Below are 19,602 nucleotides of genomic sequence, written 5' to 3'. Positions count from 1 at the left end.
TCCTCAGACGGGCAGGTGGTTGATGGGGTGGGCGTCGGTGGCCCACAGGTACTGGACGGCGTAGGCCCGCCAGGGCCGCCAGAGCGCCGCCCGGGCCGTCAGCGCGGCCGGGGTCGACGGCAGCCCCAGCCCCTGGGCCGCCCGCCGCACCCCCAGGTCGGACGGCAGGAACGCGTCCGGGTCGCCGAGCGCCCGCATCGCGACGATCTCGGTGGTCCACGGCCCGAACCCCGGCAGGGCGTTCAGCCCGGCGCGGGCCGCCTCCCAGTCACTGTCGATGCCCAGCGGCAGCGAGCCGTCGGCCAGCGCCGTCACCAGCGTGGTCAGCGTCGTACGGCGGCTGCGCGGCATCGACAGGGTCTCGGGGTCGAGGGCCGCCAGGGCCTGCGGGGAGGGGAACAGGTGCGTGAGACCGCCCTGGGGGTCCTGGACCGGCTCCCCGTACGCGGTCACCAGTCGGGCCGCGTGCGTCCGCGCGGCGGCGGTCGACACCTGCTGGCCGAGCACCGCCCGAACGGCGAACTCCGCCGCGTCGACCGTACGCGGCACACGGCGCCCCGGAGCCTTGTCCACCAGAGGGGCCAGCAGCGGGTCGGCGCGCAGCTGGTCGTCCACGGCCTCCGGGTCGGCGTCCAGGTCGAGCATCCACCGGCAGCGGCTGATGGCGATGGTCAGGTCGCGCAGGTCGGTCAGGGCCAGCCGGCAGCCGATGTGGTCCGGCCCGGGCGTCAGGGCCACCACGCCGGTGCCGTACGGGAGCCTCAGCGTCCGCCGGTAGGCGCCGTCGCGCCACTCCTCGACCCCGGGGACACCGGTCGCCGCGAGGTGCCCGAAGAGGTTGTCCGGGTTCAGCGGGGCCCGGTACGGCAGGCGCAGGCTGATCGTCCCCGGGATCCGCGGCTGCGCGTCGGGCCGCCCGGCCGCCCGCAGCGCCCGGGTCCGCAGGTCGCTGGGGGAGAGCGCGAAGACCTCGCGGACGGTGTCGTTGAACGTGCGGATCGAGGAGAACCCGGCGGCGAAGGCGACATCACCCATCGGCAGCTCGGAGGTCTCGATCAGCAACCGGGCCGTCTGCGCCCGCTGCGCCCGGGCCAGGGCCAGCGGACCGGCCCCGAGCTCGGCGAGGAGCTGGCGCTCCACCTGCCGGGTCGAGTAGCCGAGCCGGGTGGCGAGACCGGGCACGCCCTCGCGGTCGACGACCCCGTCCTGGATCAGCCGTACGGCACGGGCGACGGAGTCGGCGCGGGCGTTCCACTCGGGGGAGCCGGGACTGGTGTCGGGCCGGCACCGCTTGCAGGCCCGGTAGCCGGCCTGCTGACAGGCCGCGGCGCTGGGCAGGAAGCTCATGTTCTCGACCTTGGGCGGTACGGCCGGACAGCTGGGACGGCAGTAGATCCCCGTGGTGCGGACGGCCGTGAAGAACCAACCGTCGAAGCGGGCGTCCTTCGACTGCACGGCTCTCACGCAGCGATCGGTATCGGTGTGCATGGCTCCAGGATCTCGACCCCGGACCCTCCGGGCTGGCGGTTTTCCGACATCAAGGCTACGCCGGGACGGACGCGCGCGGGCGCCTCGCGCAGGAGGGCGGGGACGGCGAAGGCCCCGGGAGCCAAGGGGCACCCGGGGCCTTCGTCATGTCGTACGAGCGGCAGCGCTACGGCAGCTGCGCCGCCCGCGCCTCGCGCCGGTTGTGCCGGAAGGTGTTGGCCCTCCGGGTCGTCGCGAACAGCGGGATGGTGGCCGCCAGAGCGATCTGGAGCGCACATCCGGCCTGGAGCAGGATCTGACCGCCCGGGGCGTCGAACGCCCAGGCCGCCAGCAGCCCCATGGCCCCGACGATCCAACTGAGCATCGCCGCCGCGAGGACGCCCCGCGGCTTGGGGTACTCGACCCGGCTCACCATCAGCCAGGCCACCCCGATGATCGCCAGCAGCGTCGGGATGAACGGCAGCTCCAGCAGCACGATCGAGACGACCGTGAGCGCGCCGAAGGGGCTCGGCATGCCCTGGAACATGCCGTCCTTCAACGTCACGCAGCTGAATCTCGCGAGCCTGAGCACCACGGCGAGCAGGACGACGATCGCGGCCAGCGCCGACATCTTCTGGTGCGCGTCGTCGGCGACCATGCCGTAGACGAGCACGAAGTAGGCGGGAGCCAGACCGAAGCTGATCAGGTCGGACAGGTTGTCCAGCTCGGCACCCATCGGCGAGCTGCGCAGCTTGCGGGCCACGATGCCGTCGAAGAGGTCGAAGACCGCGGCGAGCAGCATCAGTATCACTGCCGTCGCGGCGCTGTGCCGGGCCATGCCCGACTCACCGCTGCCGGTGAGGTGCGGGATGAGGATTCCGGTGGTGGTGAAGTACACCGCCATGAATCCGCAGGTCGCGTTGCCGAGGGTGAGGGTGTCCGCTATCGACAGCCGCAGTGAGAGCGGCATGTCGTCCTCGGCGGACTCCTCCTCGGCGGACTCGGGCACCCATCCCGCCGACGGGGTCGAGGGAGTTTCGGGGTCAGTCACGGTCAATTCGGGTCACCCCCGCGGTGGTGGCCTGACCGACCTCGACCGCGACCTCGACGCCCTCGGGGAGGTAGATGTCGACGCGCGAGCCGAAGCGGATCAGTCCGATGCGTTCGCCCTGCTCCACCTTGGTGCCGGCCGGCAGGTACGGGACGATGCGGCGGGCGACGGCGCCTGCGATCTGCACCATTTCGATGTCGCCCAGTTCGGTGTCGAAGTGCCAGACAACGCGCTCGTTGTTCTCGCTCTCCTTGTTGAACGCCGGGACGAACCCGCCCGGGACGTGCTCCACGGACGTCACCGTGCCGGCCAGGGGCGCACGGTTGACGTGGACGTTCAGCGGGCTCATGAAGATCGCGACGCGGGTCCGCCCGTCCTTCCACGGCATGATGCTCTGCACCACACCGTCGGCGGGCGAGATGACGCGGCCCTGCGTGATCTCACGCTCGGGGTCGCGGAAGAACCACAGCATGCCCGCCGCGAGCGCGGTGGCGGGCACGGCCGCCGCGGCCCAGCGTCCGGACTTGCGGGCCCGGGTGAGGCTGAGCGCCGCGGTGGCGACGGTCGGCAGAAGCCACGGCGATGCTCCGCGAGCGATACGTCCACCGAGGAGGCCGACGCGAGGTGCAGAGGTTTGGCTGTGGGGCATGGATGACCTTCGTAGCGGGTGATTGCCGCGCCGTAAACGGGGGGACGGGACGGCGGCTTTACTGGAATGCTATCGGTTGCGCGCAACAACTGGGCAAGCCAGAAGCCGAGTCGATGGCCGCCATCCAGTCACTGGCTGTGATCCCGTTGTGAGGGATCGCTGGGCGATCCACCGCAAATGGGACTTTCAGCCCTGGAGCCGGTACTCCTCGAGCAGGCGTCGCCCGATGATCATTTTCTGGATCTCGGCGGTACCTTCGCCGATCAGCAGCATCGGCGCCTCCCGGTAGAGGCGCTCGATCTCGTACTCCTTCGAGAATCCGTATCCACCGTGGATACGGAACGCGTCTTCCACGACTTCCTTGCAGTATTCGGAGGCGAGGTACTTCGCCATCCCTGCTTCGAGGTCGTTTCGTTCCCCGGAGTCCTTTTTGCGTGCCGCATTGACCATCATCGCATGGGCGGCTTCGACCTTGGTAGCCATCTCGGCCAGCTTGAACTGGATGGCCTGGTGCTCAGCGATGGCCTTGCCGAAAGTGTGACGTTGCTGGGCATAAGAGACACCCAGCTCGAAGGCACGTTGTGCGACGCCACAACCACGGGCCGCCACGTTCACGCGGCCGACCTCGACGCCGTCCATCATTTGGTAAAACCCTCGGCCCGTCTGCCCGCCGAGGACGCGATTGGCCGGAATGCGCAGTCCGTCCATGATGAGCTCGGTCGTGTCGACGCCCTTGTAGCCCATCTTGTCGATCTTGCCCGGGATGGTCAGGCCCGGCCGGACCTCACCGAAGCCGGGCTCCTTCTCCACGAGGAAGGTCGTCATCGACTTGTGGGGCGCGGTCCCCTCGGGGTGTCCTTCGTCACTTCGCACCAGAACGGCCACCAGAGTGGACGTGCCGCCGTTCGTGAGCCACATCTTCTGGCCGTTCAGGACGTACTCGTCGCCGTCCCGCACCGCCTTCGACGTGATCGCCGACACGTCGGAGCCCAGGCCCGGCTCGGACATCGAGAACGCGCCGCGCACCTCGCCGAGCGCCATCCGCGGGAGGAAGTGGTCCTTCTGCTCCTGCGTGCCGTGCTGCTTGAGCATGTACGCCACGATGAAGTGGGTGTTGATGATGCCCGAGACGGACATCCAACCCCGCGCTATCTCCTCCACGCACAGCGCGTAGGTGAGCAACGACTCACCCAGACCGCCGTACTCCTCGGGGATCATCAGCCCGAAGAGGCCGAGTTCCTTGAGGCCGTCGACGATCTGCTGCGGGTACTCGTCACGGTGCTCCAGCTCGGTCGCGACCGGGATGATCTCCTTGTCGACGAACTCCCGGACGGTCTTGAGGATCTCCCGCTGGACGTCGGTCAGCCCGGCGGTCTGGGCGAGTCGGGCCATGGCTACTTCCCCTGTTCCTTCAGCGTGGGCCGGCCGGGCTGCTCGCCGCCGCGCTCCTTGATGTACGTCTCGGTCGGGACCATCACCTTGCGCCGGAAGACGCAGACGAGGGTGCCGTCCTGCTTGTAACCCTTGGTTTCCACGTACACGATGCCGCGGTCGTTCTTCGACTTCGACGGCGTCTTGTCGAGGACCGTGGTCTCGCCGTAGAGCGTGTCGCCGTGGAAGGTCGGCGCCACGTGCCGCAGGGACTCGATCTCCAGGTTGGCGATGGCCTTCCCGGAGACGTCCGGCACGGACATGCCCAGCAGCAGCGAGTAGATGTAGTTGCCCACGACCACGTTCTTGCCGAAGTCGGTGGTGTTCTCGGCGTAGTTGCTGTCCATGTGGAGCGGGTGGTGGTTCATGGTCAGCAGACAGAACAGGTGGTCGTCGTACTCGGTGACCGTTTTCCCGGGCCAGTGCTTGTAGACCGCCCCGACCTCGAACTCTTCGTACGTGCGTCCGAACTGCATGGGGGTCAGACCTCCGGGGTTTCGAACTTGCTGGTCCGCTGCATGCCGGCGGCGCGGCCCTTGCCGGCGATGACCAGGGCCATCTTGCGGCTGGCCTCGTCGATCATCTCGTCGCCGAGCATCGCCGAACCCTTCTTGCCGCCGGCCTCGGACGTGCACCAGTCGTACGCGTCGAGGATCAGCTCGGCGTGGTCGTAGTCCTCCTGCGAGGGGGAGAAGACCTCGTTCGCCGCGTCGACCTGCCCGGGGTGCAGCACCCACTTGCCGTCGAAGCCGAGGGCCGCGGCGCGACCGGCGACCTCGCGGTAGCCGTCCACGTTCTTGATCTGGAGGAAGGGGCCGTCGATCGCCTGGAGGTCGTGCGTACGGGCGGCCATCAGGATGCGCATCAGGATGTAGTGGTAGGCGTCCGCGCCGTAGCCGGGCGGCTGCATGCCCACGACCAGGGACTTCATGTTGATCGAGGCCATGAAGTCGGCCGGCCCGAAGATGATGGTCTCCAGTCGCGGCGAGGCGCCCGCGATGGCGTCGACGTTCACCAGGCCCTTGGCGTTCTCGATCTGCGCCTCGATGCCGATCTTGCCGACCTCGAAGCCCATGGTCTTCTCGATCTGGGTGAGCAGCAGGTCGAGGGCCACGATCTGCTGGGCGTCCTGAACCTTCGGCAGCATGATGCAGTCGAGGTTCTGGCCGGCGCCCTCGACGACCGTGATGACGTCGCGGTACGTCCAGTGCGTCGTCCAGTCGTTGACGCGCACCACCCGGGTCTTGCCGGTCCAGTCGCCGTTGTTCAGCGCGTCCACGATGGTGTGGCGGGCGCCCTCCTTGGCGAGCGGGGCGCAGGCGTCCTCCAGGTCCAGGAAGACCTGGTCGGCGGGCAGGCCCTGGGCCTTCTCCAGGAAGCGCGGGTTGGAACCCGGCACCGCGAGGCAGGAACGGCGCGGTCGCAGCCGGTTCACCGGGGAAGAGGGCGTGGTCATGCGGGGACCTCCGTGCTTTCGAGAGAGTCGAGCTTGTTGGCCTTGCGGATCTCGTCGACGATACGGCCGATGATCTCCGTGATGCCGAAGTCCTTCGGAGTGAACACGGCGGCCACCCCGGCCGCCTTCAGCGACACCGCGTCGGCCTGGGGAATGATGCCGCCGACGATGACGGGGATGTCGCCCGCCCCCGCCGCGCGCAGGCGCTCCAGGACGTCGGGCACGAGCGCGCTGTGCGAACCGGACAGGATGGACAGTCCCACGCAGTGGACGTCCTCGGCCAGCGCCGCCGAGGAGATCTCCTCGGGCGTCAGCCGGATGCCCTGGTAGACCACCTCGAAGCCCGCGTCGCGGGCCCGCACGGCGATCTGCTCGGCGCCGTTGGAGTGCCCGTCCAGACCGGGCTTGCCGACCAGCAGGCGCAGTCGGCCGGAGCCGAGCTCGTCGGCCGTGCGGGAGACCTTCTCGCGGACGAGGGCCATCGGCGTGCCCGCCTCGGCCGTGACCGCGACCGGGGCCGAGGAGACCCCCGTCGGGGCGCGGAACTCGCCGAAGACCTCGCGCAGGGCGCTCGACCACTCGCCGGTGGTGACGCCGGCGCGGGCGCACTCCAGGGTGGCCTCCATCAGGTTCTCGGTGCCCGCCGCGGCTTCCTTGAGGCGTTCGAGGGCCTGCTGGGTGGTCGGGAAGACGAAGGGATCGCCGTTGCCCTGGCGGTCGGAGGACTCCTGCCGCTCGGCGCGCCAGCGACGGATGCGCTCCACGGTCAGCGCCTCGGTGGCCGGGTCGACCGTCATGATGGCGCCGTCCAGGTCGGCGGTGAGCGGGTTCTCCTCGGTCTGCTGGAAGCAGTTGACGCCGACGATCTTGTCCTCGCCGGCCTCGATCCGGGCGCGCCGCTCGGCGTGCGAGGAGACCAGCTGCGACTTGAGGTAGCCGGACTCGACGGCGGCCATCGCGCCGCCCATCTCCTGGATCCGGTCGATCTCGGCGAGGCACTCCTCGACCAGGGACTCGACCTTCGCCTCGATGACGTGGGAGCCCGCGAAGACGTCCTCGTACTCCAGCAGGTCGCTCTCGTGCGCCAGGACCTGCTGGATGCGCAGCGACCACTGCTGGTCCCACGGTCGGGGCAGGCCCAGCGCCTCGTTCCAGGCGGGCAATTGCACCGCGCGGGCGCGGGCGTCCTTGGAGAGGGTGACGGCCAGCATCTCGAGCACGATGCGCTGGACGTTGTTCTCGGGCTGTGCCTCGGTCAGGCCCAGGGAGTTGACCTGGACGCCGTAGCGGAAGCGCCGCTGCTTCTCGTTGGTGATGCCGTAGCGCTCGTGGGTGACCTTGTCCCAGATGCGGCCGAAGGCGCGCATCTTGCACATCTCCTCGATGAAGCGGACGCCCGCGTTCACGAAGAAGGAGATCCGGGCGACGACCTCGCCGAACCGCTCCTCGGGCACCTGGCCCGAGTCGCGCACCGAGTCCAGGACGGCGATGGCGGTGGACATCGCGTACGAGATCTCCTGGACCGGGGTGGCCCCGGCCTCCTGCAGGTGGTAGCTGCAGATGTTGATCGGGTTCCACTTCGGGATGTGGTTGACCGTGTACGCGATCATGTCCGTCGTCAGGCGGAGCGAGGGCCCGGGCGGGAAGACGTGCGTCCCGCGCGAGAGGTACTCCTTGACGATGTCGTTCTGGGTGGTGCCCTGGAGCAGGGCGATGTCCGCGCCCTGCTCCTCGGCGGCCACCTGGTAGAGCGCCAGGAGCCACATGGCGGTGGCGTTGATCGTCATCGAGGTGTTCATCTGCTCCAGGGGGATGTCCTGGAACAGTCGGCGCATGTCACCCAGGTGGGAGACCGGGACCCCGACCCGACCGACCTCGCCGCGGGCGAGGATGTGGTCGGGGTCGTAGCCCGTCTGCGTCGGCAGGTCGAAGGCGACGGACAGGCCGGTCTGGCCCTTGGCGAGGTTGCGGCGGTACAGCTCGTTGGACGCCTCGGCCGTGGAGTGGCCGGCGTACGTCCGCATGAGCCACGGCCTGTCCTTCTGGCGCTCTGTCATCTCAGGCGATCCTCTGCGGACTTCAGATGTTCCGGAACCGGTTGATGGCGTCGATGTGCTGGGCGCGCAGCTCGTGGTCGCGGACGCCCAGGCCCTCCTCGGGGGCCAGCGCGAGGACGCCGACCTTGCCCTGGTGGAGGTTGCGGTGGACGTCGTAGGCGGCCTGGCCGGTCTCCTCCAGGGAGTAGACCTTCGACAGCGTGGGGTGGATCTTGCCCTTGGCGATGAGGCGGTTGGCCTCCCACGCCTCGCGGTAGTTCGCGAAGTGCGAGCCGATGATGCGCTTGAGGGACATCCACAGGTAGCGGTTGTCGTACTCGTGCATGTAGCCCGAGGTGGAGGCGCAGGTGGTGATGGTGCCGCCCTTGCGGGTGACGTAGACGCTGGCGCCGAAGGTCTCGCGGCCGGGGTGCTCGAAGACGATGTCGATGTCCTCGCCACCGGTCAGCTCGCGGATGCGCTTGCCGAAGCGCTTCCACTCCTTCGGGTCCTGGGTGTGCTCGTCCTTCCAGAACTTGTAGCCCTCGGCGTTGCGGTCGATGACCGCGCTGGCGCCCATGGCCCGACAGATGTCGGCCTTCTCGGGGCTGGAGACCACGCAGATCGGGTTGGCGCCGCCGGCGAGGGCGAACTGGGTGGCGTACGAGCCGAGGCCGCCGCTGGCGCCCCAGATCAGGACGTTGTCGCCCTGCTTCATGCCGGCCCCGTTGCGGGAGACCAACTGGCGGTAGGCGGTCGAGTTGACCAGGCCGGGGGAGGCGGCCTCCTCCCAGCTGAGGTGGTCGGGCTTGGGCATCAGCTGGTTGGACTTGACCAGCGCGATCTCCGCCAGGCCGCCGAAGTTGGTCTCGAAGCCCCAGATGCGCTGCTCGGGGTCGAGCATCGTGTCGTTGTGGCCGTCGGAGGACTCCAGCTCGACCGAGAGGCAGTGCGCGACGACCTCGTCGCCGGGCCGCCAGGCGTTGACGCCGGGGCCGGTGCGCAGCACGACGCCCGCGAGGTCGGAGCCGATGACGTGGTACGGCAGGTCGTGGCGCTTGCTGAGCTCGCTGAGCTTGCCGTAGCGCTCCAGGAAGCTGAACGTGGAGACCGGCTCGAAGATCGAGGTCCACACGGAGTTGTAGTTGACCGACGAGGCCATGACGGCCACCAGGGCCTCGCCCGGGCCCAGCTCGGGCAGCGGGACCTGGTCGAGGTGGAGGGACTTGCGCGGGTCCTTCTCGCGGGTCGTGAGCCCCGCGAACATTTCCGCTTCGTCCTTGTGCACGGTGATCGCGCGGTACGAGTCGGGCAGCGGCAGCGCCGCGAAGTCTGCGGCGGTGGCGGACTGCGACTGAATCGCGTCCAGGATGTCCTTCACGGTATTGCCTCCGGCGAGCGCTGATGAGGGTGCGCTGAGGGATACGCGGCGTGCGCGTGGTGCGTGTGGTGTGGATGGTGCGAGTGCCGTCGGTCCGGCTGAGCGGTGGTGCGGGCCTGCCTGTGGTGGGGCGGGCGGGGGCCTGGTGACGCAGGCATCCGGGGCGCGTTCCGTGCCGAGTGGGCGTGGGCCGCGGGGACATCCGGACGAGATTCAACGTATGGCACCCCGTGTCACTCGACAAGGCACCGCGTGCCAAAACTTTCTCTCATTTGCCGATTGACCTGCGCAGATGAGCGATGATCGATCAGAGTTACCCGCGAGTAGGGGCAAGATGGACATACGACGACGGCCGCCCCCGAAACCGGGAGCGGCCGTTGTGACCGGAACCACCCGGCCGATGGCCGGGACGTTCGCCTACTTCTTCCTGAGCGCCTCTTCGATGGTCCGCATGACCTCGTCCAGCGGGGCGTCCGTACGGGCCACCGCGACCAGCACCTCGCCCTCGGTGCGCACCGCGGCCGGCGCCGGCGGCGCGGTGGCGCCCGCCGTGCGGCCCGCGCCGATCCCGGAACCGAAGGTCTTGCGGACGATCGAGAAGGCGTGGTCCAGCTGCGTCTCCACGTCACCCTGCCCGCCGGCCCGCAACCAGCGCCGCAGCACGTGGTTGTGGGCGGTCACCACCGCGGAGGCGGCCACCTCGGCCAGCAGCGGGTCGTCGTTGCCGTCGTGGTGGTCGGTCTCGTCGAAGTGCGCCAGCAGGTACCGGGTGAACAGCCGCTCGTAGCGGGCCACCGAGGCGATCTCCCGCTCGCGCAACGCCGGTACCTCGCGGGTCAGCCGGTAGCGCTCCACCGACACCGAGGGGGAGGCGGCGTACATCTTCATGACTTCCTTGATGCCCCGGCACACCGTGTCCAGCGGGTGCTCGTGCGCCGGTGCCACGTCCAGCACGGCCTCGGCGCGGGTCAGGGTGTCGTCGTGGTCCGGGAAGATCGCCTCTTCCTTGGACCGGAAGTGCCGGAAGAAGGTCCGGCGGGCCACCCCGGCGGTCGCGGCGATCTCGTCGACCGTCGTGGCCTCGTACCCCTTGGTCGCGAACAGCTCCATGGCCGCCGTGGCGAGCTCCCGGCGCATCTTGAGCCGCTGGGCGGCCGCACGGGTGCCGGCCGCGCTCTCCGGGACGTCCGGGGCGGAGGAGGCGCGGGGTGAGGTCTTGGCGGGCTGGGACATAGAGCGAAAGTACTTCATTCGCGCAGGGGAGCGCGCCTGTGGGGGGTGGACGGGGGACGGATGCGGGGGAGGGCCCGCACTGGGCTCGGGAGGGTTCGTCCGCCGTGAGGGTCCGGCGGACCCGAGCAACCCTCCCCACGCATCCTGCTCGGGGCCCGGCCGGTTACCGGCGGGCGTACTCACGGAATCCGCGGCCGGTCTTGCGCCCCAGGCAGCCCGCCGCCACCAGGTGCTCCAGCAGCGGGGACGGGGCCAGACCGGGATCGCGGAACTCCTGGTGGAGGACCTTCTCGATGGCGAGCGACACGTCCAGGCCGACCACGTCGAGGAGCTCGAAGGGCCCCATCGGGTAGCCGCCGCCCAGCTTCATCGCGGCGTCGATCTCGTCGATGCCCGCATAGTGCTGCTCGACCATCTTGATGGCGTTGTTCAGGTACGGGAACAGCAGCGCGTTCACGATGAAGCCGGCCCGGTCGCCGCAGTCCACCGGGTGCTTGCGCACCTTGCCGCAGACCTCGCGGACGGTGGCGTGCACGTCGTCGGCCGTCAGGACGGTCCGCACGACCTCGACCAGCTTCATCGCGGGAGCCGGGTTGAAGAAGTGCATCCCGATCACGTCCTGGGGCCGCGACGTCGCGCGGGCCACGGCGATCACCGGGAGCGAGGAGGTGGTGGTGGCCAGCACCGCGCCCGGCTTGCAGACCTTGTCCAGCCCGGCGAACAGCTCCTGCTTGACCACGAGGTCCTCCGCGACGGCCTCCACGGCGAGGTCCACCTCGGCGAACGCCTCCAGCGAACCGGCCGGCGCGATCCGCCCCAGGGTCGCGGCGGCGGCCTCCTCGGTCAGTCGGCCCTTGGACACCGCACGGCCCAGGGACTTCCCGATCGCGGCCTTGGCGGCCTCCGCCTTCTCCTGGCTGCGGGCCGCCAGCACCACGTCGTAGCCGGCCTGCGCGAAGACCTGGGCAATACCGCTCGCCATCGTCCCCGAACCGGCCACGCCGACCGAGGAGACCGGGCGACCCGCGCCGAGCAGCGAACCGTCCGGCGGGGTCTGCAGGTCGCGGACGATCACCGAACTGCCCGGAGCCTCGTACGTGTAGAAGCCGCGCCCGGACTTCTGCCCGGTCAGGCCGGCCTCGGCGAGGTGGCCGAGGATCGGGGCCGGGGCGTGCAGCCGGTCGCCGGAGGAGGCGTACATGGCCTCCAGGACGGTACGGGCCGTGTCCACGCCGACCAGGTCGAGCAGGGCCAGCGGCCCCATCGGGAGGCCGCAACCGAGTCGCATCGCCGCGTCGATGTCCTCGCGCGAGGCGTACTTGGCCTCGAACATGGCGGCGGCCTGGTTGAGGTAGCCGAACAGCAGGCCATCGGCGACGAATCCGGGCCGGTCGCCGACCGGCACGGGCTCCTTGCCCAGCTCGCGCGCCAGCTCGGTGACCGCCTCGACGGCCGGCGGCGCCGTGAGCACGCAGGACACGATCTCGACGAGCTTCATCGCGGGCGCCGGGTTGAAGAAGTGCAGGCCCAGGACGCGTTCGGGGCGCTGCGACTCGGCGGCGAGCCGGGTCACCGACAGGGCGTTGGTGCCGGTGGCCAGGATCGTGTCGGGCCGCACGATCGCGTCGAGCTCGCAGAACAGCCGGTGCTTGAGCTCGTAGTCCTCCGGGACTACCTCGATGACGAGGTCGGCGTCGGCGGCAGCGGCGAGGTCGGTGAAGGTGCGGAACCGGGCGAGGACGCCCTCGCGCTCCTGCTCGGTGATCAGTTCCCGGGTGACGGAACGGGCCGTGGCGGAGGCGAGGGAGGCGGTGGCGCGCCGGGCGGCGGCCTCGCTGACGTCGATGCCGATGACCTCGCGGCCGGCCCGGGCGAGGATCTCGGCGATGCCGGTCCCCATGGTGCCGAGGCCGACGACGGCGACGGTCCGGAGGGTGGACTGACTGGACGTGGACGGACGGTCCATCGCGGGACTCCAGTGGGAAGAGGGTGACGACTGAGGGTGGCGGCGCGCGGTGCACGGCGCGCGCGGAAGCCGCACGGAGGAAAGGAGGCCGTACGGGAGCAGGAGAAGAAGTCGCACGGTAAGGAAGGGAAGCCGTCGGCGAGGAGCCGTGCGGAAGGAACCGTGCGGGGCGGGCCCGGAGGGAAGCGCCCTGAGGGAGGGGCGCGGCGGGCCGGAGAAGCGGCACGACCCTGTCCCGGGGTCCTGCCGTGGTGGTGCGGTCGAACCGACTGGTACGGGGCGGCTGCGTCACCAGGCCGTCCACGTACGTATGGCAGTGACTGTAACCCGCCGGTAACTGGTGCGCCAGAGTGCGGAGATGTGACCTGGAACGCCCAAATGTACCGATCATCGATCATCGATCAACGAGGTGTTCGGAACGCCTGATTCCGGGGACCCGGCGCCCCTAGGGTGGGCGGGTGAACGACGTGCTGGAGCGCCTGCGGGCGGAGTCGACCGGATCCCCGGAGTACGAGGCGCTGCTCGCGGCGGACCCCGACGGCCTGGCGGACTCCCTGACCTCGGCCGGCCTGCCCCTGTGGGCCCGCGAACTGGCCGCGTACCGCCTCGGCCTGGCCGGGGACCGGCGGGCCTTCGAGGCGCTGGTGCTGCTCCTCAACCACCGGGACCCGCCGCGCTGCGAGGCCGCCGCCCGGGCGTTGGCCGTCCTCGACGACCCCCGCACCGCCCGCGCGGCCGCCGCCCTGGCCACCAACTCCCTGCGCACCGCCTACGCCCTGCACCCCGTACGGCTGCTGGCCGCGCTGCGCGCCCCCGAGTCGGCCCCCGCCCTGATCGCCACCCTGTCGCGGCTGCTCGCGCCGCACGACCCGTACTGGCGGGTGGCGCTCGCCTGCGTGGAGGGGCTGGGGGCGCTGGCCGACACCCGGTCCCGGGACGTCCTGGTCCGCGCCCAGTCCCACCCCCGCCTCGCGGTCGCGGCGACGGACGCCCTGGGCCGCCTGCCGGGCGCTTAGGTCGTCCCTGTCGAAGGGGCGGGCCCGGACCCCCGTCCCGCCCCGCCCCGGCCCGGATCAGTGGCGGAAGCCCAGGAGGCCGTGCAGGGCGGCGCCGCCCGAGGAGGGCGGGAGCGCCTTGGTCGCGGCGGCCGGGGTCGGGGCGGGCTGGGCCGGGCAGGTGGCGTCGGCCGCCGCTCCCGTGCGCAGGTACGCGGCGAGCTTCTCGTCCAGGCACTTGTTGCCGCTGAGCGCGATGCCGTGGTTGCCGCCGCCCTCCTCCACCACCAGCGCCGAACCCTTCAGCTTGTCCCGCATGCTCACCGCGCCGCCGAAGGGCGTGGCCGCGTCCTCCGTCGCCTGGAACAGCAGCGCCGGCGGCAGTTCGGAGTTCGTCACGTCCGGCGCCCGCAGGGACTCCGCCGGCCAGAACGCGCAGGGTGCGTTGTACCAGGCGTTGTTCCAGGTCATGAAGGGCGCCTTGGCGTGCGTGCGCCACATGTCGGCGCGCCACGCGTTCCAGTCGGTCGGCCAGGCCGAGTCCCGGCACTGCACCGCCGTGTACACGCTGTACCCGTTGCCCGCCGAGGGCTCCACCGCGCCGAACCGCTCGTACGCCGCCACCAGCGGCTTCGGGTCCTGCTTCAGGACGTACGCCGCGAAGGCCTCGGCCAGGTTCGGCCAGTAGCCGTTGTAGTAGCCGCCCGGCATGTACGTGTCCTCCAGCTCGGCCGGGCCCACCTTGCCGCCCGCCGGGGTCCCGCGCAGCGACTCCCGCATCCCGTACCAGAGCTTTTCGATCCGCGCCGGGTCGGTGCCCAGCCCGTACGTGGCGTCGTACGTGGCCACCCAGGCCAGGAACGCCTTGTGGCGGGCGTCGAACGCCAGGTCCTGGGCGAGGTTGTCCTGATACCAGACCCCGGCCGGATCCACCACGGAGTCCAGGACGAGCCGGTGCACGCGGTCCGGGTGCAGGCGGGCGTACACCGCGCCGAGGTAGGTCCCGTACGAGTACCCGAAGTAGCTGAGGCGCTGAGCCCCGAGGGCCGTGCGCAGCACCTCCAGGTCGCGGGCGGCGGAGACGGTGCCCACGTGCGGCAGCACGTCCGCGTGCTTGGCCCCGCAGGACGCGGCGAAGGCACGCACCCGCTCCAGGTTGGCCCGCTCGGTCTCCGGGTCGAGCGGCACCGAGTCGGGGCGCACGGGTTTGAAGTGCCCGGCGGCGCAGTCCAGCGTCGGCTCGCTCCTGCCGACGCCCCGGGGGTCGAAGCCGATCACGTCGTACTGGGCGGCCACGTCCTTGGGCAGGGCGGAGGCGATGAACCCCGCCAGGGCTCGGCCGCTGCCGCCCGGGCCGCCCGGGTTGACCAGCAGCGGGCCCTGGGAGGTGGCGGCCGTGTGCGGCACCCGGGTCAGGGCCAGGGAGATCTGCCGCCCGGCGGGCCGGTCGTGGTCGAGGGGGACGGGGAGGGAGGCGCACTGGAGCGTCGGGTGGCGCGGTGTCGCGCAGCCGGTCCAGCGCAGCGCCGCCTGCCCGGGCGCGGCGGCGGCCGGGGCCGCGGGGTCCGCGTCCGCGGGAGCTGCCGTGACGGGGCTCGTCAGCGCGGCGGCGACGGCGGAGATCGACAGCAGGACGGCGGCGCGCCTCTTCGCGGCGGCGCGCTTCTTCGTGGGGTGGAGCATGGGGCCTCCCAGCCGAGTGTTCTGGGCGGAATCGTCCCGGAAATCGGGCCCGGAAGGCGGGATTGGGCCGCGCGTTGGCCCGATGTGATGACCCTTCAAGGAACGCCGCGGGTCACAGCAGGGTCAGCTGCGTCGGTCCGGCCGCCGTCGTCCCGGCCGCCCCCGGCGCCGGGGGCCGGACCGCCCCGGTCCGGCGGGATGCCCCGCGCCCGCCCGGACCGATGCCGAATTCGGCCGCCAGTCGGTGGACTTGACGGGTGATCTGCCGCTGGTACCAGGTCGGCGCGTAGGAACCGCCCGCGTACATCCGTTCGTACCGTTCGACCAGGTGGGGGTGGTGCTCGCCCAGCCAGGCCGTGAACCACTCGCGCGCCCCGGGCCGCAGATGGAGTACCAGGGGTGTCACGGAGGTGGCCCCGGACTCCGCGACGGCCCGGACGGTGTCCCGCAATTGCTCGGGAGCGTCACCGAGGAAGGGGATCACCGGGGCCATCAGCACCCCGCACTCGATGCCCGCGTCGGTCAGGGTCCGTACGGCGTTCAGTCGGGCGGCGGGGGAGGGCGTACCGGGCTCCACGGTCCGCCACAGGGAGGTGTCGGTGAAGCCGACGGACACGGAGATGCCCACGTCGGTGACCTCGGCCGCCTCGCGCAGGAGGGGGAGGTCGCGCAGGATCAGCGTGCCCTTGGTGAGGATGGAGAACGGGTTGGCACGCTCCCGCAGCGCCTCGATGATGCCCGGCATCAGCCGGTAGCGGCCCTCCGCCCGCTGGTAGCAGTCCACATTGGTGCCCATCGCGATGTGCGCGCCGGTCCACCGGGGAGCCGCGAGTTCGCGGCGCAGCAGCTCCGGGGCGTTGGTCTTGACGACGATCTGCGAGTCGAATCCGAGGCCCGTGTCGAGGTCGAGGTAGGCGTGCGTCCGGCGCGCGAAGCAGTACACGCAGGCGTGGCTGCAACCGCGGTACGGGTTGACCGTCCACTCGAACGGCATGCGCGAGGCCCCCGGGACCCGGTTCACCAGGGACCGGGCCCGGACCTCGTGGAAGGTGATCCCCCGGAACTCGGGGGTGTCGATGGTGCGGGTCACGACGGCGCCGGCTCCGAAGAGCGCGGCGGGGCCGGTGGCGCGCGCGGCCCCGGCGCCGTCGGCGGTTCCGCCGGCGTCGGCCGCGCCGTCGGGGCCGTCGGCGGTGTTCGCGTTGTCGGTCAGGCTGTCCCAGCGCATCGGCGCCTCCCTCGGTGGCTCGGCCCGACAATAGAACAAATGTTCCCATGATCGTGCGGACCGGCACCTGCGGCCCGCGGGGGCCGGTGGCGGGGCGGACCGGATTTGGGCGCCCGGGCCCGAGGTGGTTGGCTTCGCCGTGACGAGCGATCACAACTGCTGGAGGAACAGGTATGGCGCAGGTCGAGGCCACCACGGAGCGGATCATCGCGGCCGACGCGGAGACCGTGTTCGACACGCTGGCTGACTACAGCGGCTCCCGCGGCAAGCTGCTCCCCGAGCACTACAGCGAGTACGAGGTCCGCGAGGGCGGCGACGGCGAGGGCACCCTGGTCCACTGGAAGCTCCAGGCCACCAGCAAGCGCGTGCGCGACTGCCTGCTCGAGGTCACCGAGCCCACGAACGGCCAGCTCGTGGAGAAGGACCGCAACTCCTCCATGGTCACCACCTGGACCGTGACCCCGGCCGGCGAGGGCAAGTCCAAGGTCGTGGTCGGCACCGTCTGGAACGGCGCCGGCGGCATCGGCGGCTTCTTCGAGCGCACCTTCGCGCCCAAGGGCCTCGCCCGCATCCACGACACCTTCCTCGACAACCTGGCCCGAGAAGTGGAGAACTGAGCGGGGCGGTTCGCCCGCCGCCCCGGGGCTCACCGGTTCGGGTGGAATTCCGGCGGTCCCGGGCCGCCGGAACCCCGTCCCGGTCCCGGGCCGCCGGCGCCGTCGGCGCTCCCGAGGCCGGCCCCCGCGGTGCGCCGCGCCACCGGCGCGGGCCGCTCCCCGCGGATGGCCCGCCCAGGGCCTAGGGTGGGCCTCCCGCGACCCGACCCACCGGGGGCCCGATGAAGATCCTCATCTCCGCCGACATGGAAGGCGCCACGGGCGTCACCTGGCCCGAGGACGTCCTACCCGGCGCGTCCCAGTGGGAACGCTGCCGCAGCCTGCTCACCTCCGACGTGAACGCCGCCGTACTCGGCTTCTACGACGGCGGCGCCGACCAGGTCCTCATCAACGAGGCCCACTCGACGATGCGCAACCTGCTGCTGGAAAAGCTCGACGCCCGCGCCGAACTGCTGACCGGCCGCCACAAGAACCTCTCCATGGTCGAGGGCGTCCAGCACGGCGACGTCGACGGCATCGCCTTCGTCGGCTATCACACCGGCGCCGGCGCCGAGGGCGTCCTCGCCCACACCTACCTCGCCAACTCCATCACCGGGGTCTGGCTGAACGGGCTGCCGGCCAGCGAGGGCATGCTCAACGCCCACGTCGTCGCCGAGTACGGAGTCCCCGTCATCCTCGTCACCGGCGACGACCTGACCTGCGTCGACGCGGCCGGCTACGCCCCGGACGCGATCACCGTCGCCGTCAAGGACCACGTGTCGCGCTACGCGGCCGTGTGCCGCACCCCCGCCCGCACCGCCGCCGACATCCGGGCCGCCGCCACCGAGGCCGCACGGCTGGCCGTCCGGTACGAACCGGCACGCGGCGGCCCCTTCACCGTCGAGGTGGAGTTCGACGCCGAACACCTGTCGCTCGCCGCCGCCGTCGTCCCCGGCGTCGAACGTCGCGGCGAGCGCAGGGTCGCGTACACCAGCGGGACCATGTACGAGGGGATCCGCACCTTCAAGGCGGTCACGACCGTCGTCTCGGCTGCCGTGGAGGAGCAGTATGGCTGACATGCACCGGGCGGCCGAGGGCGACGCGGCACTGGACGGAACGGCGTTCGACGAGGTGGTCGAGTTCACCTCCGCGCTGATCCGGATCGACACGAGCAACCGGGGCGGCGGTGACTGCCGCGAGCGGCCCGCCGCCGAATACGTCGCCGAACGGCTGGACGGCGCCGGGCTGGAGCCCCTCCTGCTGGAACGCACCCCGGGCCGCACCAACGTGGTGGCCCGCCTCGCGGGCACCGACCCCACCGCCGAGGCCCTCCTCGTCCACGGCCACCTCGACGTGGTCCCCGCCGAGGCCGCCGACTGGAGCGTGCACCCCTTCTCCGGCGAGGTCCGCGACGGGGTGGTCTGGGGCCGGGGCGCCGTGGACATGAAGAACATGGACGCGATGCTGCTGGCCCTCGTACGGGCCTGGGCGCGCCGGGGCGTACGGCCGCGCCGGGACATCGTGATCGCCTACACCGCCGACGAGGAGGACAGCGCCGTCGACGGGTCCGGATTCCTCGCCGACCACCACCCGCACCTCTTCGAAGGCTGTACGGAGGGCCTCAGCGAGTCCGGCGCCTTCACCGTGCACGCCGGCACCGGCCGCGCCCTCTACCCGATCGCGGCCGGTGAACGCGGCACCGCCTGGCTCAAGTTGACCGCGCACGGCACCACCGGCCACGGCTCGAAGCCCAACCGGGCCAACGCCGTCACCCGGCTCGCCGCCGCCGTCGCACGGATCGGCGCGCACGAATGGCCGGTCCGCCTGACCGCCACCGTCACCGCCTGCATCACCGAACTCGCCGCCCTGCAAGGCCTGTCCGTCGACCCCCGGGCTCCCGGCTTCGACGTCGACGCGCTGCTTCCCAGGCTCGGCCCGGTCGGCGCCCTCGTCGACGCCACCGTCCGCAACAGCGCCAACCCGACGATGCTCAGCGCCGGGTACAAGCTGAACGTCATCCCCGGGCACGCCACCGCCTACGTCGACGGACGCATCCTCCCCGGCGGGGAGGCCGAGTTCATGGCCACCCTCCAGGAACTCACCGGCCCCGACGTGCACTGGGAGTTCCACCACCGCGAGGTCGCCCTCGAAGCACCGGTCGACGGGCCCACCTTCGCCGTACTGCGCGAGTCCGTCGAGCACTTCGACCCCGACGGACACGTCGTGCCCTTCTGCATGGCCGGCGGCACCGACGCCAAACAGTTCTCCCGGCTCGGCATCACCGGCTACGGCTACTCCCCGCTCAAACTGCCCCCCGGCTTCGACTACTGGTCCCTCTTCCACGGCGTGGACGAACGGGTCCCCGTCGACGCCCTCCACTTCGGCGTCCGCGTCCTCGACCGCGCCCTGCGCGCGCTGTGAAGGGAGTCC

At 71.1% G+C, this 19,602-nt stretch carries 16 protein-coding genes; 4 read left to right on the top strand and 12 right to left on the bottom strand.

The genetic code is table 11. The annotated features are described in order from the left end of the window. Positions 1-3: 3 nt before the first annotated feature. The 10 genes from ACFY0I_RS14205 to ACFY0I_RS14160 form a co-directional block, all read right to left on the bottom strand. Positions 4-1,488, bottom strand: coding sequence for an AlkA N-terminal domain-containing protein (locus ACFY0I_RS14205; protein WP_388894329.1), 1,485 nt, complete (start codon positions 1,486-1,488; stop codon positions 4-6). A gap of 166 nt (positions 1,489-1,654) precedes the next feature. Next, positions 1,655-2,437: a CDP-diacylglycerol--serine O-phosphatidyltransferase gene (gene pssA / locus ACFY0I_RS14200; protein WP_384001646.1), complete on the bottom strand. Its 783-nt coding sequence runs from the start codon at positions 2,435-2,437 to the stop codon at positions 1,655-1,657. Positions 2,438-2,510: 73 nt separating this feature from the next. Next, positions 2,511-3,167, bottom strand: a complete 657-nt coding sequence (locus ACFY0I_RS14195) for a phosphatidylserine decarboxylase (protein WP_356881049.1) — start codon at positions 3,165-3,167, stop codon at positions 2,511-2,513. A 186-nt stretch (positions 3,168-3,353) separates the two neighbouring features. Continuing rightward, positions 3,354-4,559: an acyl-CoA dehydrogenase family protein gene (locus tag ACFY0I_RS14190; RefSeq protein ID WP_362882220.1), complete on the bottom strand. Its 1,206-nt coding sequence runs from the start codon at positions 4,557-4,559 to the stop codon at positions 3,354-3,356. A 2-nt stretch (positions 4,560-4,561) separates the two neighbouring features. Next, positions 4,562-5,074, bottom strand: a complete 513-nt coding sequence (locus ACFY0I_RS14185; protein WP_112450492.1) for a MaoC family dehydratase — start codon at positions 5,072-5,074, stop codon at positions 4,562-4,564. Between the two features lie 5 nt (positions 5,075-5,079). Next, a complete protein-coding gene (locus tag ACFY0I_RS14180; protein ID WP_388894324.1) occupies positions 5,080-6,054 on the bottom strand; it encodes an HpcH/HpaI aldolase/citrate lyase family protein in 975 nt (324 codons plus the stop codon). Beyond that, positions 6,051-8,111, bottom strand: a complete 2,061-nt coding sequence (locus ACFY0I_RS14175; RefSeq protein ID WP_388894322.1) for a protein meaA — start codon at positions 8,109-8,111, stop codon at positions 6,051-6,053. Before ACFY0I_RS14175 ends, ACFY0I_RS14180 begins: the two co-directional genes overlap by 4 nt. Before the next feature lie 22 nt (positions 8,112-8,133). Then, complete coding sequence (gene ccrA, locus ACFY0I_RS14170; RefSeq protein WP_388894319.1) at positions 8,134-9,471, bottom strand: crotonyl-CoA carboxylase/reductase; 1,338 nt, start codon at positions 9,469-9,471, stop codon at positions 8,134-8,136. A gap of 417 nt (positions 9,472-9,888) precedes the next feature. Further along, on the bottom strand, positions 9,889-10,704 hold the full coding sequence (locus tag ACFY0I_RS14165) for a TetR family transcriptional regulator (protein ID WP_388894316.1): 816 nt from the start codon (positions 10,702-10,704) through the stop codon (positions 9,889-9,891). Between the two features lie 163 nt (positions 10,705-10,867). Further along, positions 10,868-12,670: a 3-hydroxyacyl-CoA dehydrogenase family protein gene (locus ACFY0I_RS14160; protein WP_388894313.1), complete on the bottom strand. Its 1,803-nt coding sequence runs from the start codon at positions 12,668-12,670 to the stop codon at positions 10,868-10,870. A gap of 458 nt (positions 12,671-13,128) precedes the next feature. Between ACFY0I_RS14160 and ACFY0I_RS14155 the strand changes: the two genes are divergently transcribed. Next, positions 13,129-13,686, top strand: coding sequence for a HEAT repeat domain-containing protein (locus tag ACFY0I_RS14155; protein WP_388894310.1), 558 nt, complete (start codon positions 13,129-13,131; stop codon positions 13,684-13,686). Between the two features lie 57 nt (positions 13,687-13,743). Here the strand turns inward: ACFY0I_RS14155 and ACFY0I_RS14150 are convergent, their stop codons facing one another. Together ACFY0I_RS14150 and ACFY0I_RS14145 are read right to left on the bottom strand one after the other, a co-directional pair. After that, complete coding sequence (locus ACFY0I_RS14150) at positions 13,744-15,348, bottom strand: alpha/beta hydrolase (protein ID WP_388894308.1); 1,605 nt, start codon at positions 15,346-15,348, stop codon at positions 13,744-13,746. A 112-nt stretch (positions 15,349-15,460) separates the two neighbouring features. After that, on the bottom strand, positions 15,461-16,576 hold the full coding sequence (locus ACFY0I_RS14145) for an Rv2578c family radical SAM protein (RefSeq protein WP_388894305.1): 1,116 nt from the start codon (positions 16,574-16,576) through the stop codon (positions 15,461-15,463). Between the two features lie 173 nt (positions 16,577-16,749). Between ACFY0I_RS14145 and ACFY0I_RS14140 the strand changes: the two genes are divergently transcribed. The 3 genes from ACFY0I_RS14140 to ACFY0I_RS14130 all read left to right on the top strand — a co-directional run bounded on the left by ACFY0I_RS14140 (position 16,750) and on the right by ACFY0I_RS14130 (position 19,593). Next, positions 16,750-17,193: an SRPBCC family protein gene (locus ACFY0I_RS14140; protein ID WP_388894304.1), complete on the top strand. Its 444-nt coding sequence runs from the start codon at positions 16,750-16,752 to the stop codon at positions 17,191-17,193. A 221-nt stretch (positions 17,194-17,414) separates the two neighbouring features. Then, positions 17,415-18,248 (top strand): M55 family metallopeptidase, encoded by an 834-nt coding sequence (locus ACFY0I_RS14135; RefSeq protein WP_388894301.1) that lies wholly within the window; start codon positions 17,415-17,417, stop codon positions 18,246-18,248. A gap of 1 nt (position 18,249) precedes the next feature. Then, positions 18,250-19,593: a M20/M25/M40 family metallo-hydrolase gene (locus tag ACFY0I_RS14130; protein WP_388894454.1), complete on the top strand. Its 1,344-nt coding sequence runs from the start codon at positions 18,250-18,252 to the stop codon at positions 19,591-19,593. Positions 19,594-19,602 lie beyond the last annotated feature (9 nt).

The sequence above is a fragment of the Streptomyces sp. NPDC001568 genome (assembly GCF_042893755.1).
Classification (GTDB): Bacteria; Actinomycetota; Actinomycetes; order Streptomycetales; family Streptomycetaceae; genus Streptomyces.
The sequence above is the reverse complement of the archived record's forward strand: the minus strand, read 5'-3'. Positions and strand labels throughout refer to the sequence as shown.

Excerpts from the sequence above, each read along its gene's own strand:
- ACFY0I_RS14180 (WP_388894324.1), bottom strand. The coding sequence starts at position 6,054 with ATGACCACGCCCTCTTCCCCGGTGAACCGGCTGCGACCGCGCCGTTCC.
- ACFY0I_RS14135 (WP_388894301.1), top strand. The coding sequence starts at position 17,415 with ATGAAGATCCTCATCTCCGCCGACATGGAAGGCGCCACGGGCGTCACC.
- ACFY0I_RS14195 (WP_356881049.1), bottom strand. The coding sequence starts at position 3,167 with ATGCCCCACAGCCAAACCTCTGCACCTCGCGTCGGCCTCCTCGGTGGA.
- ACFY0I_RS14185 (WP_112450492.1), bottom strand. The coding sequence starts at position 5,074 with ATGCAGTTCGGACGCACGTACGAAGAGTTCGAGGTCGGGGCGGTCTAC.
- ACFY0I_RS14175 (WP_388894322.1), bottom strand. The coding sequence starts at position 8,111 with ATGACAGAGCGCCAGAAGGACAGGCCGTGGCTCATGCGGACGTACGCC.
- pssA (WP_384001646.1), bottom strand. The coding sequence starts at position 2,437 with ATGCCGCTCTCACTGCGGCTGTCGATAGCGGACACCCTCACCCTCGGC.
- ACFY0I_RS14130 (WP_388894454.1), top strand. The coding sequence starts at position 18,250 with ATGCACCGGGCGGCCGAGGGCGACGCGGCACTGGACGGAACGGCGTTC.
- ACFY0I_RS14140 (WP_388894304.1), top strand. The coding sequence starts at position 16,750 with ATGGCGCAGGTCGAGGCCACCACGGAGCGGATCATCGCGGCCGACGCG.
- ACFY0I_RS14145 (WP_388894305.1), bottom strand. The coding sequence starts at position 16,576 with ATGCGCTGGGACAGCCTGACCGACAACGCGAACACCGCCGACGGCCCC.
- ACFY0I_RS14150 (WP_388894308.1), bottom strand. The coding sequence starts at position 15,348 with ATGCTCCACCCCACGAAGAAGCGCGCCGCCGCGAAGAGGCGCGCCGCC.
- ACFY0I_RS14160 (WP_388894313.1), bottom strand. The coding sequence starts at position 12,670 with ATGGACCGTCCGTCCACGTCCAGTCAGTCCACCCTCCGGACCGTCGCC.
- ACFY0I_RS14190 (WP_362882220.1), bottom strand. The coding sequence starts at position 4,559 with ATGGCCCGACTCGCCCAGACCGCCGGGCTGACCGACGTCCAGCGGGAG.
- ACFY0I_RS14165 (WP_388894316.1), bottom strand. The coding sequence starts at position 10,704 with ATGTCCCAGCCCGCCAAGACCTCACCCCGCGCCTCCTCCGCCCCGGAC.
- ACFY0I_RS14205 (WP_388894329.1), bottom strand. The coding sequence starts at position 1,488 with ATGCACACCGATACCGATCGCTGCGTGAGAGCCGTGCAGTCGAAGGAC.